This window comes from Mediterranea sp. An20 (assembly GCF_002160055.1).
In the GTDB taxonomy this organism is placed as follows: Bacteria; Bacteroidota; Bacteroidia; order Bacteroidales; family Bacteroidaceae; genus Bacteroides; species Bacteroides avicola.
On record NZ_NFJV01000015.1, the window covers coordinates 46096 to 64242 of the forward strand.

At 50.6% G+C, this 18147-nt stretch carries 17 protein-coding genes; 15 read left to right on the forward strand and 2 right to left on the reverse strand.

Features of this window, described 5'->3' with window-relative positions; all coding sequences use genetic code 11:
• Positions 1 to 316 precede the first annotated feature (316 nt).
• On the reverse strand, positions 317 to 799 hold the full coding sequence (locus B5F34_RS10110; RefSeq protein WP_087338238.1) for a ferritin: 483 nt from the start codon (positions 797 to 799) through the stop codon (positions 317 to 319).
• A gap of 210 nt (positions 800 to 1009) precedes the next feature.
• Between B5F34_RS10110 and B5F34_RS10115 the strand changes: the two genes are divergently transcribed.
• The 9 genes from B5F34_RS10115 to B5F34_RS10155 all read left to right on the forward strand — a co-directional run bounded on the left by B5F34_RS10115 (position 1010) and on the right by B5F34_RS10155 (position 11216).
• On the forward strand, positions 1010 to 2077 hold the full coding sequence (locus tag B5F34_RS10115) for a DUF4468 domain-containing protein (protein ID WP_087338381.1): 1068 nt from the start codon (positions 1010 to 1012) through the stop codon (positions 2075 to 2077).
• Positions 2078 to 2082: 5 nt separating this feature from the next.
• On the forward strand, positions 2083 to 2268 hold the full coding sequence (locus B5F34_RS10120) for a hypothetical protein (RefSeq protein ID WP_087338242.1): 186 nt from the start codon (positions 2083 to 2085) through the stop codon (positions 2266 to 2268).
• 326 nt (positions 2269 to 2594) lie between these two features.
• Entirely contained in the window at positions 2595 to 3419 is an 825-nt protein-coding gene (gene dapF / locus B5F34_RS10125; protein ID WP_087338245.1) for a diaminopimelate epimerase, read from the forward strand.
• A gap of 50 nt (positions 3420 to 3469) precedes the next feature.
• Positions 3470 to 4702 carry an LL-diaminopimelate aminotransferase gene (locus tag B5F34_RS10130; RefSeq protein ID WP_087338249.1) on the forward strand — a complete coding sequence of 411 codons (1233 nt, stop codon included), beginning with the start codon at positions 3470 to 3472 and terminating at the stop codon, positions 4700 to 4702.
• A gap of 60 nt (positions 4703 to 4762) precedes the next feature.
• Positions 4763 to 5119 carry a P-II family nitrogen regulator gene (locus B5F34_RS10135; protein WP_087338251.1) on the forward strand — a complete coding sequence of 119 codons (357 nt, stop codon included), beginning with the start codon at positions 4763 to 4765 and terminating at the stop codon, positions 5117 to 5119.
• A 62-nt stretch (positions 5120 to 5181) separates the two neighbouring features.
• Positions 5182 to 6453, forward strand: coding sequence for an ammonium transporter (locus tag B5F34_RS10140; RefSeq protein WP_087338254.1), 1272 nt, complete (start codon positions 5182 to 5184; stop codon positions 6451 to 6453).
• A gap of 135 nt (positions 6454 to 6588) precedes the next feature.
• Entirely contained in the window at positions 6589 to 8778 is a 2190-nt protein-coding gene (locus B5F34_RS10145; protein ID WP_087338260.1) for a glutamine synthetase III, read from the forward strand.
• 597 nt (positions 8779 to 9375) lie between these two features.
• Positions 9376 to 9810, forward strand: a complete 435-nt coding sequence (locus B5F34_RS10150; protein WP_087338263.1) for a dTDP-4-dehydrorhamnose 3,5-epimerase family protein — start codon at positions 9376 to 9378, stop codon at positions 9808 to 9810.
• 386 nt (positions 9811 to 10196) lie between these two features.
• Entirely contained in the window at positions 10197 to 11216 is a 1020-nt protein-coding gene (locus B5F34_RS10155; RefSeq protein WP_087338268.1) for a hypothetical protein, read from the forward strand.
• Between the two features lie 153 nt (positions 11217 to 11369).
• Here the strand turns inward: B5F34_RS10155 and B5F34_RS10160 are convergent, their stop codons facing one another.
• Positions 11370 to 11942: a DUF308 domain-containing protein gene (locus B5F34_RS10160; protein WP_087338384.1), complete on the reverse strand. Its 573-nt coding sequence runs from the start codon at positions 11940 to 11942 to the stop codon at positions 11370 to 11372.
• A 374-nt stretch (positions 11943 to 12316) separates the two neighbouring features.
• Between B5F34_RS10160 and trpB the strand changes: the two genes are divergently transcribed.
• Genes trpB through B5F34_RS10195 form a run of 6 tightly spaced genes read left to right on the forward strand, consistent with a single transcriptional unit; the run spans position 12317 to position 18041 of the window.
• Positions 12317 to 13504 (forward strand): tryptophan synthase subunit beta, encoded by a 1188-nt coding sequence (trpB, locus tag B5F34_RS10170; RefSeq protein WP_204245597.1) that lies wholly within the window; start codon positions 12317 to 12319, stop codon positions 13502 to 13504.
• A 37-nt stretch (positions 13505 to 13541) separates the two neighbouring features.
• Positions 13542 to 14942, forward strand: a complete 1401-nt coding sequence (locus B5F34_RS10175; RefSeq protein WP_087338278.1) for an anthranilate synthase component I family protein — start codon at positions 13542 to 13544, stop codon at positions 14940 to 14942.
• A gap of 7 nt (positions 14943 to 14949) precedes the next feature.
• Positions 14950 to 15549, forward strand: a complete 600-nt coding sequence (locus B5F34_RS10180; RefSeq protein WP_087338281.1) for an aminodeoxychorismate/anthranilate synthase component II — start codon at positions 14950 to 14952, stop codon at positions 15547 to 15549.
• 52 nt (positions 15550 to 15601) lie between these two features.
• Positions 15602 to 16597, forward strand: a complete 996-nt coding sequence (gene trpD / locus B5F34_RS10185; protein ID WP_087338284.1) for an anthranilate phosphoribosyltransferase — start codon at positions 15602 to 15604, stop codon at positions 16595 to 16597.
• Positions 16598 to 16600: 3 nt separating this feature from the next.
• Positions 16601 to 17443 (forward strand): indole-3-glycerol phosphate synthase TrpC, encoded by an 843-nt coding sequence (gene trpC, locus B5F34_RS10190; protein WP_087338287.1) that lies wholly within the window; start codon positions 16601 to 16603, stop codon positions 17441 to 17443.
• Positions 17421 to 18041 (forward strand): phosphoribosylanthranilate isomerase, encoded by a 621-nt coding sequence (locus B5F34_RS10195; protein WP_087338290.1) that lies wholly within the window; start codon positions 17421 to 17423, stop codon positions 18039 to 18041. The genes trpC and B5F34_RS10195 overlap by 23 nt, the downstream gene beginning before the upstream one ends.
• The last annotated feature ends 106 nt before the right edge of the window (positions 18042 to 18147 follow it).

Consider the following 18147-nt stretch of genomic DNA (forward strand, 5'->3'; position numbering starts at 1 on the left):
CGGAAGAGTGACGCCATACCGCACCCGGCAGGGCAATGGCACGTTGTAGACTGTCAACGGCAACAACCTATCAGACAGGCCGTTGGTTGTCATATATTCAAAGCCAGCTTATAAGCCTTCGGAAGTCTGCTTCCAAGCGCTTGGAAATTGGCTCCAGATACCAACGAAGGCAATCTGGCAGCCAAGCCCGCCTGCGCATCGCCATATAAAGGTCAAAATCCACACAGCAAAAAGAAGAGAGAGAAGATTGGCATCCATCTCCGGAGCAACCTTCTCTCTCTTTTTACTTATTCGTATCCGAATGTCCGAACAATGCTTATTGACGGGCACCCAGCTTATCGTCGATGTAGTAGATGCCTGCTTCACCTGCCTTCTTCAGCACCTCAACTACTCCGGCAGCCGTAGCTTCTTCTTCCACCTGCTCGCGGATGAAGCTCCACAGGAAGTCCTGCGTGGCCTTATCTTTCTCGGCAGAAGCGATGTCTGTCAGCTCGTCGATCATCTTCGACACACGGCATTCGTGCTCGTACACCTGCTGGAACACTTCCAACGGAGTGCCGAATTCATTGGGCACCACGTCTACCTTGTCCACCAAAGCCACACCACCGCGCTTAATCAGGTATGAAGCCATTTCGCAAGCGTGTCCGTTTTCTTCCTCTGACTGCTTCTTCAGCCATTTGGCCATGCCGCCGAAACCTTCTTTTTCCATATAGAAAGACATCGACAAATAAAGGTTAGCCGACCACAGCTCTGCTGCAATCTGGTCATTGATAGCTTTTTGCAATTTCTCTGTAATCATAATCTTAATTAGTTTTATATTGAAAACGCCACAAATGTAACGAGAATCAATGGAGATTGTTCTCATTATAACATTTTTTAAACAGGAGATACACACAGAAAAGGGAATATGGCGTTTTTACGGAAAAATAACAAGAAAAAGAAAAGCATTCTGGGGCGTTTTTTGTAATATTGCACTCAATTTTAATTCAAAAAACAAGTAATGTATATCATGAAGAATTTGATGAAAAAGGGACTTCTGCTGCTCTGCATGATTCTTACGGCAGGCATCCTGCATGCCCAAGAGAATAACGACAGCAAATACCTGAAAGGGGCTGTGCCCGAAGTAGAAGGAAAAGTAGTGTTCAGCAAAGAATACAGCATTCCCGGCATGTCGCAAGACGAGATTTTCGACCGGATGCTGAAGTGGATGGAAACCCGCCTGAAAGAGAACGGTAACGACAGCCGCGTACTCTACCACAACCGGGAGAAAGGACAGATTGTGGGCACAGGAGACGATTGGATTGTATTCAGTTCCACTGCCTTGTCGCTGGACCGCACACGCATCATCTACCAGCTCACGGTAGTCTGCCAGCCCGAAAAGTGTGATTTCAGCATTGAGAAAATACGTTATATCTACCGGGAGGGCGAAGAGAAATATACGGCAGAAGAATGGATTACGGACAAATACGCCCTGAACAAGTCGCAAACCAAGTTAGTGCGCGGACTGGCCAAATGGCGCCGCAAGACCGTAGACTTTGCAGAAAGCTATTACCAACAGGTAGCTGATGCCCTGAGCGCAGTTGAATCGACCGAAACCCAAGAAACAGAAAAGGCCGAAGTCACTGCACCTGCAGAAGCTGCCCAGGCACCGATGGTGATTGTACCTAAGAAAAAAGTAGAAGTCGCCAAAGAAGCCGATACTCCGCAAAAGTCGCCCGCCGCTTACAGTGAGGTAGCTCCCGCTTCCCTGACGGCCAACGATATTCAGACAGGCAGCGGACGGCTGGTCATCGCCATAGGCTCCGATCCCTTCAACCAGACAGTCATGACGGCCAATGCCGGAGGTTCGCTGGGACAGGTAGAGGGCAAACCCGTGGTGTTCACTATCCTTTCGCCCGAACAGGCCCACGATGCCTTGGACCAGGCCACGGAATATACTGTCCGTTTCTATCCTAACGGCAGCAACGAACCGACACTCATCTTACAGTGCCGCAAGTTGCCTTCGCCCGCAACACCCGACGGAATGCCTCGCACCTACATGGGCGAAATTGTCAAAGCCGAGAAAGTAAACCAGTAAATGTTATGAGCATAGAAAAAGCTATCATGGAAGGCATTGTCTTTAAAGGGAAAAAAGACAAGCCGCAGGAAGAAAACAAAATAAAGACGAAAGCCAAAAAGAAAACATATATTACGGGGCAACATGGCTCGGCATCTGCCAAAATGAAAGCCGACATAAGACGGCGGCGGGCCAACCGGAATAAAAAATAAACGCCCCTAAAAATTCTCGACTCAAGAGAGCGGAGCGCAACGAAACCGAAAGGGAACACCTGCTGTCGTGCGCTCTGCTCTCTCTTTTTCTCCTTATTCAGCTACGCCGTTCCTGCTTCTGCCAAAGAGAACTATCAATTTGTTTCAAAAACACACAAAACAACTTACAATACAAAACCTACCAACACCATTTTTCATCAGAATAAAACAATCCTGCAATTTTAACTAAAAAAGCAGGCAAACACGCCATTTATTTAAGCAAAACGACATACTTTTGCACAACCAACAAGACAAAAAGAAACAATTATAATTAAACCGCAATCAAAATGGCAGAAACAATCAGATTTACCAAGATGCAGGGAGCAGGCAATGACTACATCTACGTAAACACGCTCCGCTACCCCGTGCAACACCCCGAGGAGGCTGCCCGCCAATGGAGTGCGCCCCATACGGGGATAGGAAGTGACGGACTGGTGCTCATCGGCCCCTCTACCCAAGCAGACTTCAGCATGCGCATCTTCAATGCAGACGGATCGGAAGCCATGATGTGCGGCAACGCCAGCCGGTGTATCGGCAAATATGTATATGACTACGGACTGACAGAGAAAACAACTGTCACCCTCGACACGTTGTCTGGCATCAAGACCTTGCAACTACATACTAAAGATAACCGGGTCGAAACCGTCACAGTAGACATGGGAATACCGACACCCGGTCCCGGTAACCTACGGGAACAAACCATTGGAGCCGGAGAATATGCCTTTATCGGCACAACAGTATCTATGGGCAATCCTCACTTGGTCATCTTTACCGACAACTTAGCACAGATTCCCTTGTCTGAGGTCGGTCCCCAATTGGAGCATCACCCGTGGTTTCCGGACCGCATCAACGTTGAATTCGCCCAGATATGGCCGGATGGAAGCATTCGTATGCGGGTATGGGAACGCGGTTCGGGCATCACACAAGCTTGCGGAACCGGAGCTTGTGCAACTGCCGTGGCTGCTTGCCTCACAGGACGTACCGGACGGCATGCTGTCATCCGGATGGATGGTGGCGACCTTACCATCGATTGGGATAAGGACACCGGACATGTACTGATGACGGGGGGAGCCACCAAGGTATTTGACGGAGAAATTGAAATAACACAATAAAAGCTGCATACCATAATATATTATAGAACAACTTAAAACAACACGAAGATATGGCATTAGTAAACGAACATTTCTTGAAACTCCCAGGCAGTTACCTGTTCTCGGACATCGCAAAAAAAGTAAATACGTTTAAAATAACGCATCCCAGACAGCGCCTTATCCGCTTGGGCATCGGCGACGTCACCCGTCCCCTGCCTGCTGCTTGCATCGAAGCTATGCACAAAGCTGTGGATGAAATGGCAGACGCCGCCACTTTCCACGGATACGGTCCCGAACAAGGATATGACTTCCTGACTGAGGCAATTATCAAAAACGATTATGCGCCCCGCGGCATCCACTTCAGCACCTCAGAAATCTTTATCAGTGACGGAGCCAAAAGTGACACGGGCAACATAGGCGAGCTACTGCGATGGGACAACAGCATGGGCATCACCGACCCCGTCTATCCCGTCTATGTAGACAGCAACATCATGTGCGGACGCTCTGGAGTGTTGGGGGAAGACGGCAAATGGAGCAATGTCACCTACCTGCCTTGCACGGCAGAGAACCAGTTCGTCCCTGCCCTACCCGACCACCGGGTAGATCTGATTTACCTGTGCTATCCCAATAACCCCACAGGCACCACGCTGACCCACGACCAGTTGAAGAAATGGGTAGACTATGCGTTGGAGAACGACACCCTGCTGGTATTCGACGCTGCTTACGAAGCCTACATACACGAAGACAACGTCCCCCACTCTATCTACGAGATACGAGGGGCCAAAAAGGTTGCCATCGAAATACGCAGCTTCTCAAAGACGGCCGGATTCACGGGAGTACGCTGCGGCTACACCGTAGTGCCCAAGGAACTGACTGCCGCCACGCTGACCGGTGAACGTATCCCTCTCAACCAGTTATGGAACCGCCGCCAATGCACCAAATTCAACGGCACCAGCTACATCACCCAACGTGCCGCCGAAGCCATCTATACGCCCGAAGGCAAACAGCAGGTGAAAGAAAACATTGAATACTATATGACCAATGCCCGAACTATGAAAACGGAGCTTGAAGCCGCCGGACTGACTGTTTACGGCGGCGTCAACTCCCCCTACATCTGGCTACAGACTCCAGACGGAACCGGCTCGTGGAAATTCTTCGAACAGATGCTCTACAACGCCAACGTGGTTGGTACGCCCGGCGTAGGTTTCGGTCCCAGCGGCGAAGGATACATCCGCCTTACAGCCTTCGGCACACACGAAGACTGCCAGGAAGCCATGCAACGCATCCGCCAGTGGTTGCGATGACAGGCGTGACCAGATAACCGACATTCATCAGGATACTCTAACTCTAACGGGAAAACGAATATGAAGAAGATTGAAGCTATCATCCGAAAGACCAAGTTTGAAGAGGTCAGAGATGCTTTGCTGGAGGCAGGCATCGAATGGTTCTCGTACTACGATGTACGAGGCGTGGGCAAGTCGCGCCAGGCACGTATCTACCGGGGCATCATGTATGACACCAGTTCCATCGAACGCATCCTTCTCTCCATCGTGGTGCGTGACAGAAACGTAGAGAAAACAGTGAAAGCCATCATCGCCTCAGCACAGACGGGAGAGATAGGAGACGGACGTATCTTCATCAGCCCGGTAGAAGACGCCATACGCATCCGCACGGGAGAGAGAGGAGACATCGCACTCTATAATGCCGAGCAGGAAGAATGATACGAACAGCAAAACCACAAGTTCACACTATCCTATACAAATACAACTAAACATCAAGCATTATGGAAACGATTCTAACCTCTGCTCCCGTGTTGGACAGCGGCAACACGGCATGGATTATGACAGCCTCTATCCTGGTCCTGCTGATGAGCATTCCCGGCATCGCCCTGTTCTACGGCGGATTGGTGAGGCAGAAGAATGTACTGAGCATCATCATGCAGACTCTGTTTCTGGTGGCTGTGGTCAGCGTATTATGGGTGGCCATTGGCTATAGTTGGGTGTTCGGCACAGGATTCACTGAAACGGGTAACCCGTTGGGGGAAGTCATCGGGGGCTTTGACAAGGCATTCCTGTGTGGCATCCATGTAGATACGCTGACAACGGGCCAGATACCCGAACTGGCTTTCGTCATGTTTCAGTGCATGTTTGCCATCATCACTCCGGCCCTTATTCTCGGGGCCTTCGCCGAGCGTATCAAGTTCAGCGGCTACGTGGTGTTCATCATACTATGGGTCATCCTGGCCTATTTCCCGCTGGCACACTGGGTGTGGGGCGGCGGTTTCCTGCAACAAATGGGAGCCATCGACTTTGCCGGCGGCACGGTGGTACATATCAACGCGGGCATCTCTGCCCTGGTTATGTGCATCCTGTTGGGACAGCGCGAAGATTTCCACCGGGGCCGTCACATCACTCCTCACAATGTGACCTTCGTATTCATGGGCACCTCATTCCTATGGCTGGGCTGGTTCGGCTTCAATGCCGGCAGCGGACTGGCCGCCGATGGACTGGCCGCCAATGCTTTCGTAGTGACACACATCGCTACGGCAACAGCAGCCATTACCTGGATGGCGATTGACTGGCTATGCAACCGGAAGCCGACGACGGTGGGTGCTTGTACGGGAGCGGTGGCAGGGCTTGTAGCCATCACCCCGGCAGCCGGGTCGGTCAGTCTCCTTGGTGCCTTCTGCATCGGGCTCATTACTCCTGTCATCTGCTTCCTGATGGTAGCTGCCGTGAAGCCCCGCTTGCGTTATGACGATGCGCTCGATGCCTTTGGTGTGCACGGCATGGGAGGTATCGTAGGGTCTATCCTCACAGGCGTGTTTGCCACGCAGGCCGTCACCGGCGAAGGCGGGGTACAGGGAGCGTTGTACGGCGACTGGCACCAGCTATGGGTACAGATAGTCGCCACGGTGTTCTCTATCGTGTACAGTGCCGCAGTGACTTTCGTCCTATATAAGATAGTAGACAAGTTCGTAGGCATACGGGTAGACCGACGCATTGAAGAGGAAGGTCTGGACATCTACGAACATGGCGAAACGGCCTACAATTAACCTGAGGCCCGACATCCCTCGACAAGTCCTTTCAGACACCCATCTCCGCAGGTCGTACCATTCCCCAGCGGAAAGGGCGGAAAGCAGAACTTTACTCTAACAACATTATAAACCAACAGACAAAAAAAGACAACTATGTCAGATTTAAGATTCAGAGTGGTCGAGACGGCGTTCAAGAAACGTCCCGTCGAAGTAACTCCACCGGCGGAACGCCCTTCGGAGTATTTCGCCAAGTATGTTTTCAATCGGGATAAGATGTTCCGTTACTTGCCCGGTAAAGTCTTCGCAAAGTTGACCGACGTCATCGACAACGGTGCTCCACTGGACCGCAGCATTGCCGACGAAGTGGCAGCCGGCATGAAAAAATGGGCCATCGAAATGGGTGCTACGCACTACACGCACTGGTTTCACCCGCTGACCGAAGGCACGGCCGAGAAGCATGATGCTTTTATCGAGCACGACGGAAAGGGAGGTGTCATGGAAGAATTTACCGGCAAACTGCTCGTACAGCAAGAGCCGGACGCTTCCAGTTTCCCCAACGGAGGCATCCGAAACACTTTCGAAGCACGCGGCTATTCGGCCTGGGACCCCTCATCGCCTGCCTTCATCGTGGACGATACGCTGTGCATCCCTACCATATTCATTGCCTACACGGGTGAGTCGCTGGACTACAAGGCTCCTTTGCTCAAGGCACTGCGTGCCGTTGACAAGGCCGCCACAGATGTATGCCGCTACTTCAACCCGGAGGTGAAGAAGGTCTATGCTTACTTGGGCTGGGAGCAGGAATACTTCCTCGTAGATGAAGGCCTCTATGCAGCCCGACCCGACCTCCTGATGACAGGCCGCACCCTGACCGGACACGACTCAGCCAAGAACCAGCAACTGGAAGACCACTACTTCGGAGCCATCCCGCCCCGTGTAGCAGCCTTCATGAAAGACCTGGAGATAGAAGCGCTGAAACTGGGTATCCCCGTCAAGACACGCCACAACGAAGTAGCTCCTAACCAATTCGAACTGGCTCCTGTCTTCGAGGAATGCAACTTGGCCGTAGACCACAACATGCTCATCATGTCGCTGATGCGCAAGATTGCACGCAACCACGGCTTCCGTGTCCTGCTGCACGAGAAACCTTTCAAAGGAGTCAACGGCAGCGGCAAGCACAACAACTGGAGTTTAGGGACGGACACCGGCATCCTGTTGCACGCTCCCGGCAAGACTCCCGAAGACAACCTGCGCTTCATCACCTTCGTAGTCAATACGCTGATGGCTGTCTACCGCCACAACGGCTTGCTCAAAGCCAGCATCTCCAGTGCCACCAATGCCCATCGGTTGGGAGCCAATGAGGCACCGCCCGCCATCATCTCTTCTTTCTTGGGCAAGCAACTCAGCCAGGTGCTGGAACACATCGAAGCCAGCGACAAGGATGAGCTCATCAACCTTGGCGGCAAGCAGGGCATGAAGCTGGACATTCCCCAGATTCCCGAACTGCTCATCGACAATACCGACCGCAACCGCACCTCGCCTTTCGCTTTCACGGGCAACCGCTTCGAATTCCGCGCCGTAGGTTCCGAGGCCAATTGTGCCAGTGCCATGATAGCTCTCAACACGGCTCTGGCCGAACAACTGACAGACTTCAAACACGATGTGGACGAACTGACAGAAAAAGGGGAGCCTCAATTCTCGGCTATCCTCGAAGTAGTGCGACGCTACATCAAGAAGTGCAAGCCTATCCACTTCGACGGAAACGGCTACAGCGATGAATGGAAAGAAGAAGCCGCACGCCGCGGTCTGGATTGTGAGACAAGCGTACCAGTCATCTTCGATAATTATCTCAAGGAAGACAGCATCCGCATGTTTGAATCGACCGGCGTGATGAACCGCAAGGAACTGGAGGCACGCAACGAAGTGAAGTGGGAAATGTACACCAAAAAGATACAGATAGAAGCCCGCGTACTGGGCGATCTGGCCATGAACCATATCATCCCCGTGGCCACACAATACCAGACGGGACTTATTGACAATGTCTACAAAATACACCAGCTCTTCCCCGCCGACAAGGCAGACAAGCTTTCTGCCAAGAACCTGGAGCTCATCGAGGAGATTGCCGACCGGACTGCCTTCATCAAAGAGCATGTAGATGCGATGGTAGAAGCCCGCAAGGTGGCCAACAAGATAGAGAACCAGCGCGAGAAAGCCGTGGCTTATCATGACACCATCGTTCCTGCCATGGAGGAAATCCGCTATCATATCGACAAGCTGGAGCTGATTGTAGACAACCAGATGTGGACATTGCCCAAATATCGGGAACTTCTGTTTATCAGATAGTTTTTAATAAAGAATGGAGAAGTGACTTAAACTTTTCGCCCTACTCGGGGTGCGTGTATTCTATGAATAATCAGCATGCTACTCCTAATATACAACCAGCACTCTGCTTATAGCTTAGCAGCATGCAGCTTATAGCTTGGCAATACGCTGCTTATAGCTTGGCTACTTTTCAGGAAGAGCTTATCAGGAAGCTGACTTATACACACGGAGCATCAGTACAGGGCATAAAAAGTTGAAATCACTTCTAAAAATAAGAAATGAAGAAGGAGAGATGAAGAAGGGAAAAACAAGGCTCACCATACGCAAAGCAGAATATTCCGGTTTTTCTCCGCATCTTTTAAATGAGGCAATAACAGTTTAAACAGATTCTTCATACTTAAATCTTCATTTATTAGATTCTTTTGTTGGTTGTTTTAAGTTTGCAAGGAGGGAAAACGCTGAGAAGCGGGTTCTCTCCTTATTACTTTATATATTCTCACCCGTTGGCGGAATTAAGTCAGCGCATACTTGACTCTGCCAATGGGCTTGTTTCATAAGGATATTTGCATGGATATTATAGATAGTGCATTGAAACAGTTGCTTTAAACAAATTAGAACATGAGTGAAATCAAGATTATAGAAGGCGGTATCTTTACCGATAGTCGTGGGCGGATATCTCATGTCAATGATTTGGACATGAGCGAGGTGGCCAGGTTTTATGCAATTTATCACAGTGACACTTCCGTGGTTCGTGCCTGGCATGCACATCAGAAGGAAAAGAAATGGTTTTATGTGTTGAAGGGCGCGTTTACCAGCGCTTTTGTGAAGATTGATAATTGGGAGCAACCGTCTTTGGACTTGAAGCCGGAGGTTTTCCACTTGTCGGCTGAGACGAGCCGTGTGGTTTGTGTCCCTGAAGGGTATGCCAACGGTTTCAAAGCAGAGGAACCGGATTCTATCCTGTTGGTGTTTTCCAATAAGATATTGTCGGAAGCTGTGAATGACAGCTGGAGATATGACTCGCATCTTTGGATGAACTGGAATTCGATTTAAATCAATCCCAATAAATATGTAAGCACTCAATTTAGGGCTAAAAAAAATAGAATTCTCCCGTTCATTTTTCTGAAAGACAAGGTACTTTATATCATTTTCCAGTAATGGTATAAAGATATTCATTGGGATTTTTCTCAAAATTATCTTTAAAGGATGCAGGAACTATGTGAATATATTCCCAGAGAAAATCACCTTGGCTTGTAGCCAAGGTGATTTTTTAAAACGAATCAGTTTAGGGCGCTGAAAATACTTCTTTCAATGGGGATGCTCTAAATTGAGTGTTTGCAATTAGTGCTTGTGATTATCAAGAGTTTTTTCTGTTGTCTTTTTCATAAATTCGTTATATTGTTATATATTTGCATCAGTAACCAATAACATTCCGCTTTATGACCATCATCGCCAATCCGATATACGATTCCGTGTTCAAGTTCCTGATGGAAGATGAACGTGCGGCAAAGGTGCTGCTTTCTGCCCTGCTGCAGCAGGAGGTGCATGACCTGAAGATGCGCCGCAATGAATATACCAATCTTAACCAGACCCGTATATCATTGTTCCGCATTGATTTCTCAGCCCGTATTAAGGATGCTGCGGGCAGGGAGCAGTTGGTGCTGATAGAGCTTCAGAAGACCTGGCTGATGACGGAGACCCTGCGTTTCCGCCAGTATCTGGGCACCCAATATCTGGACATGGAGAATATCTCGTCGTCGGGGAGCGGGGCCGGATACGGCTTGCCCATCATTTCGATTTATATCCTGGGACATAAATTGGGAGACCTGAACGAACCGGTGGTGTACGTGCGCCGCCGTTATCTGGATTATGACAACCGGGATATCGTGCAGGGCGTTCCGGATCCTTTCATCGAAAGCCTGACGCATGACAGCATCATCGTCCAAATCCCTTACCTGCAGGGACGGGCACGCAATCATCTGGAACGTCTACTGAGCGTTTTCGACCAGGAATGCCGGATGGCTACGGATGTTCATTTCCTTCAGATAAATGACGAGGACATGGATAAGGAAGGGCGGTTGCTGGTGAACCGCCTGGTGATGGCGGCAGCTTCTCCCGATGTCAGACGGGAGATGCAGGTAGAAGACGAAATTCTGTCTGAAATAGAGGCACGGGATACAGCCATCATGATGAAAGATAAAGAGATTGAACTGAATACCCAGGAGATTGAGCAGAAATCGCAAGAGATCGAGCAGAAATCGCAAGAGATCAAGCAGAAATCGCAAGAAATCGAGCAGAAATCGCAAGAGATCAAGCAGAAGTCTCAAGAAATCGAGCAACAAAAATCTATCTTGCGCACAACTGTCCGAAATCTATCTCAGCGCGGTATGTCCGTGAAAGATATAGCTTCTGTATTGACGGTGTCTGAGGAAATGGTATCTGCTTTGCTATCTGAATAAGAAAAGGGCGCAAAGGTTGCTTGGCATGTTTTTCTTTCCAGGTACTTGGAAAAACAGATAACGCAGGTTCTAATGGATAATTGCTTCTTTATCATTAGAACCTGCGTTATCTGTATCTAAACGTAGCTCTGAAACTCTGGGTCAAATACTGCATCAGTCCACGATTTCAGCTTCTTCCACGTCTTCCCCACGCTTGGACAAAATACTCTTTTGGGGACGCTTCCGGGAAAAGCCAAACCAGTTGACCAACTCCGATAGCGCATACACCAGGCAACTGATGCCGATGATGATGAACGCCGTCGAACGTGCTCCTAAGGGATTGAACAAGGCAAACAAACCTGCCAGCAGAATCAGCACGGGAACGACATAAAAGCCACCCGGTACCCGCATCCAACTACGGGCCGAAGACAGGGCTGCAATCTGCTGCACACCGCCCATCACCAGAATAAAGCCCAGTACATACGTCAGCAGGTCGGCAAAAAAGCCCGGCATAATGACAAGCCAAAGTCCGAACAACAGACTGCCGATGCCCAACAGCGGAAAGTGCACCGGACGCTCTGTTCTCCAAGCAAAGTAACTGATGATGCTTATCAGGGAAGGTATCAGAAAAATAACTCCCACGGTAATCACTAAATACTCGGCGGCCTGGTTGGGAAACAACACCAGCACCAGACCAATGACTAGCGCACATACAGCACGCAACATAGAATAACTGACTGCTCTCATTTTCATTTCTTTTTTTCGGGAAGGCACACACTTTTTTCGTTGTCTGTCCCGACATGATTATTCGATTTTATTACAAAAGAGAAACAAAAATACAGCAAAAAGGTTCAACGACGAAAAAAAGCAAGATTTATTTGGATAATTCCATCCATTCGCATAAATTTGCCCCCGATAAAACAAAAACAACAATGAATAAGCAATTGACAAATACATATTGGTGGTGGCGCCCGTTACAACTCCAGCAGTCGTAAGGGAGCAGCGCTCGTATGTATATATGTCATAGAATATAAATACTAAAGGAAAAAAGGAAGAGCCCTGCCGCACTTGCGGCGGGGCTCTTCCTTTTTTTATTAACCTTCAAAAAACTTCATACAATGATGAGTTACTTGGCAGACCCTAACGGGTATTTTGGAGAATTTGGCGGGGCTTTTGTCCCGGAGATATTGCACCGGTGTGTGGAAGAGCTTCAACACACCTATCTCAATGTACTGCAAAGCAAAAACTTCCGCGATGAATATACACAGCTTCTGCGGGACTATGTGGGACGCCCCTCCCCTCTCTATCTGGCACGCCGCCTGTCTGCCCGATACGGATGCAGGATTTATCTGAAACGCGAAGATCTGAATCATACGGGTGCCCACAAGATTAACAACGCCATCGGGCAAGTCCTGCTGGCACAACGCATGGGCAAACGGCGTATCATTGCCGAGACTGGGGCCGGACAACATGGCGTGGCCACTGCCACTGTCTGCGCCCTGATGGGCATGGAGTGCGTGGTGTATATGGGCAAGACTGATGTAGAACGCCAACATGCCAACGTGGAGAAAATGAAAATGCTGGGCGCCCGTGTCGTATCTGTCACTTCGGGCAACATGACGCTGAAAGATGCTACCAACGAGGCTATACGCGACTGGTGTTGCCATCCGTCGGATACTTACTACATCATAGGTTCCACGGTAGGCCCGCATCCTTATCCCGACATGGTAGCCCGTCTGCAGTCGGTCATCAGCGAAGAAATCAGAAAACAGTTGAAGGAGCAGGAAGGACGCGACTGCCCGGATTACCTCATTGCCTGTGTGGGTGGAGGCAGCAATGCTGCCGGCACCATCTATCATTATGTGGATGATCCGCGCGTGAAAATTGTTCTGGCAGAAGCCGGAGGTAAAGGGGTGGAATCGGGAAAGACTGCTGCCACCATGGCCTTGGGACGCACGGGTATCATTCACGGAGCACGCACTTACGTCATTCAAAACGAAGACGGACAAATAGTAGAACCCTACTCTATTTCTGCCGGATTGGATTATCCGGGCATCGGCCCCATGCACGCTAACCTGGCCCGGCAGAAACGGGCGCAGATACTTGCCGTCAACGATGACGAAGCGCTCCGTGCCGCCTATGAGCTGACCCGCTTGGAAGGTATCATCCCGGCACTGGAAAGTGCCCATGCGCTGGGAGCATTGCCCAAACTCCATTTCCAGCCCAATGATGTGGTGGTGCTTACCGTATCGGGACGGGGTGACAAGGATATGGATACGTATCTGGCAGCTCCGTATCAGGCTTCGTAACATATTTACGCTAATAACTCTCAAACTGTTTACAACAATGAAGACTTACCACTATCACACCCATTACCGCATACTTCCGGGCGACTTGCACACACCGGTAAGTACCTATCTGAAAGTGCGCGATGTATTTCCACAAAGCGCGCTCATGGAAAGCTCCGATTACTACAGCACGGAAAACAACCGCTCCTTTATTGCTCTTTGCCCGCTGGCTTCGGTAGCCATTGGGCACGGAAACGTCACATTCCGCCTGCCCGACGGGAAACGGGAGGAACGCGAACTGACTGCCGGTTACGGTGTGGAAGAGTCATTGAACGATTTTCTGAGCCGTTTCTGCCTCGAAGGCGAATACAAGTCGTACTGCGGGCTGTATGGATATACTTCCTTCAACGCGGTGCGATATTTTGAGAACATTCCTGTCAAAGACAGCCATGCAGACCGCAACGATGCACCCGACCTGCTCTACATATTATACAGATATCTCATCGTCTTCAACGACCGGCGGCACGAAATGATGCTGCTGGAGATGCACGATGATGCCGACGAAAGCGGACTGGATAAGGTGCAGCGGGCTATACACAACCGCAACTATGCCGTCTACCACTTCCGGGCAGAAGGTCCGCTCACCTCTCCGCTGACCGACGAAGAACACAAAGCCAATATCCGACGGGGCATCAACCATTGCCTGCGGGGCGATGTCTTTCAGATTGTCCTTTCACGCCGCTTCGAACAGCGCTTCACCGGCGATGACTTCCAACTCTACCGGGCCCTGCGCAGCATCAATCCTTCGCCCTACCTGTTTTACTTCGACTTTGGAGGTTTCCGCCTGCTGGGTTCCTCACCTGAAACTCATTGCCGCATCGAAGGACGGCAAGCCTACATCGACCCCATTGCAGGAACCACCCGACGCACCGGACAAAAGGAAGAAGACGAACAAGCCGCCCGACACCTGTGCGACGACCCCAAAGAGAATGCCGAACACGTCATGCTGGTAGACTTGGCACGCAACGACCTGTCACGCAACTGCCACGAAGTACATGTGGAAATATTCAAGGAACTGCAATATTATAGTCATGTCATCCACTTGGTCAGCCGTGTCAGAGGTTCGATGAATGCAGATACCAACCCCATCCGCACGTTCATCGACACCTTCCCAGCAGGAACCCTGAGTGGAGCACCGAAAGTGCGTGCCATGCAACTCATCAGCGAAATCGAGCCGCACAACCGGGGGGCCTACGGGGGCTGCATCGGCTTCATCGGACTGGACGGCTCGCTCAACCAGGCCATCACCATCCGGACTTTTGTCAGCCGCAACGGAACACTGTGGTTCCAAGCCGGCGGCGGAATCGTGGCGCAAAGCAACGAAGAGAATGAACTACAGGAAGTAAACAACAAACTGGGTGCCTTACGTCAGGCTATCAGCAAAGCCGAAAAAATGTAAGAAAGCAATGAAGACAGTAATTATTGACAACTACGACTCTTTCACATTTAATCTGGCACACCTCGTGAAAGAACTGGGCGCACAAGTGGAAGTGCTGCGCAATGACTGTTTCTGCCTGGAAGAATTGGAAACATACGACAAGATAATCCTATCTCCCGGCCCGGGCATCCCCGACGAAGCCGGTCTGTTAATGGACGTTGTACGCACGTATGCCCCCCACAAGCCTATGCTGGGTGTCTGCCTGGGACACCAGGCTATCGGTGAAGCCTTCGGGGCAAGGCTGACCAACCTGAAGCGCGTATTCCATGGCATACAGTCGCCTTTAATCCTGAAAAACGACGATGCCTCCACAGAGCATCTCCCTGCCATAGAACCTGACTATATATTCCAGGGATTGGAAAGTGGAATCCCCGTCGGACGCTATCACTCTTGGATTGTCGACAAGAAAGATTTTCCTTCCTGCCTGGCTGTTACGGCCCTCAGCCCTGAAGGCCATATCATGGCGTTGCGGCATCGCACACTGGACATACACGGCATTCAGTTTCATCCCGAATCTGTACTGACCCCCGACGGACGGCATATAATGCGCAACTGGTTGCAGGCATAACCCCATACAACAATACTTAATAACCACTATCTCGCTTAAAAGAGAAATAACAATGAAACAGATACTCACCCGTCTCTTTGCCCACGAAGAGCTGACCCAAGAAGAAACCCGCCTGCTGATGCTTGACATCAGCCAGGGACGTTATCCAGAATCCCAGCTGGCCGCTCTGCTGGCAACCTTCCAGATGCGCGGCATTACCGTGAACGAACTGATCGGCTTCCGCCAGGCCTTGATGGAAACCCGCATTTCCACCGACCTTGCCCCCTACCGTCCTATCGACATTGTAGGAACCGGCGGCGATGGCAAAAATACATTCAACATCTCGACATGTGCTTGCTTTGTAGTGGCCGGTGCCGGATACAAAGTGGCCAAACACGGCAACTATGGAGCCACCTCGGTCAGTGGAGCCAGCAATATCATGGAAGAACATGGCGTGCGTTTCACTGCCGACTCCGACCGCCTGCGCCGCTCGCTCGAACAGTGTAACCTGGCTTACCTTCACGCACCGCTGTTCAGTCCTGCCATGAAAAGCGTAGCTGCCGTACGGCGTTCGCTGGGAGTACGTACCCTGTTCAATCTGCTCGGACCGCTCGTCAACCCTTGTTGCCCTTCCTACCAACTGCTGGGAGTAGCCAACCTGGCACAGATGCGTCTCTATACCCAAGTGTTCTATCAGATGAACACAGATTTTGCCGTCGTCAACAGCCTGGACCGCTACGATGAAATCTCACTGACCGATGAGTTCAAGGTAATGACCCGCCACTACGAACGCATCTACCGCCCTCAGGACCTGGGATTTTTCCCGGTCCAGCCTTCTGAACTGTCGGGAGGAAATACCCGGCAGGATGCAGCCCGCATCTTCGACAGGGTGCTCTCCGGCACGGCCACACCGGCACAAACCCAATGTGTTATCGTCAACGCAGGGTTTGCCATTCAGATTATGGAACCGGAAAAGGAAATAGACGAGTGCATCTCTCTGGCCTGTGAATCGCTGGAAAGCAAACGTGCCCTGAATACTCTAAAGAAATTTATTGAATTAAACAGCTAAGTCATGAAGGATATTTTATCTGAAATCATTGCCCACAAACGGACTGAAATAGCCCGTCAGAAACAAGCCATGCCGACAGAAGAGTTGCAGAGACTGGTAGAAAACGCCCTGCAGGCCTCTCCCTCCACCCCGCGCAGCATGAGCCGGGCACTGGCAGCCTCTCGCAGTGGCATCATCGCAGAATTCAAACGCCGCTCTCCCTCCAAAGGCTGGATTCATCCTAAAGCTGACGTTCGCAGCATCACAACGGCATACGAACAGGGGGGAGCCACCGCTCTCTCTATACTGACTGACGAAACTTTCTTCGGAGGCACATGGGCCGATCTACGCATGGCGCGCTCCTCTATCGGACTGCCCATCTTGAGAAAAGATTTCATTATCGACCCCTACCAGCTATGGCAAACCCGCCTGGCCGGAGCCGATGCCGTCCTGCTGATTGCCGCCTGCCTGACTAAGGACGATTGCCGGGCATTGACAGACGAAGCCCATGCGTTGGGGCTGGAAGTCTTGCTCGAAATACACTCCAACGACGAATTAAGTTATGTCACTCCCCACGTTGACATGGTAGGCATCAACAACCGGAACCTGGGCAGCTTCCATACCGACGTGCAGAACTCCTTCCGGCTGGCAGAAGATATAAACCGGGAAATAAAGAAGGCCGGAAATGCCGTGCTCGTTTCCGAAAGCGGGATTTCACACCCCGACACCATCTGCCAACTGCGTAAAGCCGGCTACCGGGGCTTTCTCATAGGCGAAACGTTTATGAAAGCTTCCGCGCCGGGAGATAAATTGCATTCATTCATCCTACAAATAAACAACCACTATGAAACAGAACCTGCTCATTAAAGTCTGCGGCATGACACAAGCCGAAAATATCCGGGCAGCAGAAGACTTAGGAACCGACCTGATAGGATTCATATTCTATCCCAAATCGCCCCGGTGTGTCTGTCAATTGCCTGCCTACCTGCCCGAAAAAGCAAAACGGGTCGGTGTATTTGTCAACCAGAGCAAAGACGAACTGGACATGTATGCCGACCGGTTCAACTTGGACTATCTGCAATTGCATGGAAATGAATCTCCCGAATACTGCCGCTCTTTGCAAAGCCGCGGATTCAAGCTTATCAAAGCTTTTTCCATAGCAAAAGACAAAGACCTTTCGGGCATCGCAGCCTATGAAAATCTGTGCGATTACTATCTGTTCGATACCGAAACTTCGCTATACGGGGGGTCGGGCACTCCGTTCGACTGGTCACTCCTGAAGCAGTATAACGGAACTACCCCATTCCTGCTGAGCGGAGGCATCGGCCCGCACAGCGTCCGGGCACTCCAGTCGTTTCATCATCCGCAATGGGCAGGAATAGACCTGAACAGCCGGTTTGAATCATCGCCGGGCATCAAAGACATATCGCGTCTGCAAACATTCATCAACCAGCTAAGCGCTTAGACACAAATTCACAGGCGCTTGAAGACAAACTTCCAAGGGCTAAGAAACAGACTCGCTATATATACGGAGCAACAGTCTGACAGACAGAGAGAATCTCTCCGGACTT

Coding starts and splice junctions, on each gene's coding strand:
- B5F34_RS10120 (WP_087338242.1), top strand. CDS start 2,083: ATGAGCATAGAAAAAGCTATCATGGAAGGCATTGTCTTTAAAGGGAAA.
- B5F34_RS10110 (WP_087338238.1), bottom strand. CDS start 799: ATGATTACAGAGAAATTGCAAAAAGCTATCAATGACCAGATTGCAGCA.
- B5F34_RS10155 (WP_087338268.1), top strand. CDS start 10,197: ATGACCATCATCGCCAATCCGATATACGATTCCGTGTTCAAGTTCCTG.
- B5F34_RS10115 (WP_087338381.1), top strand. CDS start 1,010: ATGAAGAATTTGATGAAAAAGGGACTTCTGCTGCTCTGCATGATTCTT.
- B5F34_RS10135 (WP_087338251.1), top strand. CDS start 4,763: ATGAAGAAGATTGAAGCTATCATCCGAAAGACCAAGTTTGAAGAGGTC.
- trpD (WP_087338284.1), top strand. CDS start 15,602: ATGAAACAGATACTCACCCGTCTCTTTGCCCACGAAGAGCTGACCCAA.
- trpC (WP_087338287.1), top strand. CDS start 16,601: ATGAAGGATATTTTATCTGAAATCATTGCCCACAAACGGACTGAAATA.
- B5F34_RS10175 (WP_087338278.1), top strand. CDS start 13,542: ATGAAGACTTACCACTATCACACCCATTACCGCATACTTCCGGGCGAC.
- B5F34_RS10180 (WP_087338281.1), top strand. CDS start 14,950: ATGAAGACAGTAATTATTGACAACTACGACTCTTTCACATTTAATCTG.
- B5F34_RS10130 (WP_087338249.1), top strand. CDS start 3,470: ATGGCATTAGTAAACGAACATTTCTTGAAACTCCCAGGCAGTTACCTG.
- dapF (WP_087338245.1), top strand. CDS start 2,595: ATGGCAGAAACAATCAGATTTACCAAGATGCAGGGAGCAGGCAATGAC.
- trpB (WP_204245597.1), top strand. CDS start 12,317: ATGAGTTACTTGGCAGACCCTAACGGGTATTTTGGAGAATTTGGCGGG.
- B5F34_RS10140 (WP_087338254.1), top strand. CDS start 5,182: ATGGAAACGATTCTAACCTCTGCTCCCGTGTTGGACAGCGGCAACACG.
- B5F34_RS10160 (WP_087338384.1), bottom strand. CDS start 11,942: ATGAGAGCAGTCAGTTATTCTATGTTGCGTGCTGTATGTGCGCTAGTC.
- B5F34_RS10145 (WP_087338260.1), top strand. CDS start 6,589: ATGTCAGATTTAAGATTCAGAGTGGTCGAGACGGCGTTCAAGAAACGT.
- B5F34_RS10195 (WP_087338290.1), top strand. CDS start 17,421: ATGAAACAGAACCTGCTCATTAAAGTCTGCGGCATGACACAAGCCGAA.
- B5F34_RS10150 (WP_087338263.1), top strand. CDS start 9,376: ATGAGTGAAATCAAGATTATAGAAGGCGGTATCTTTACCGATAGTCGT.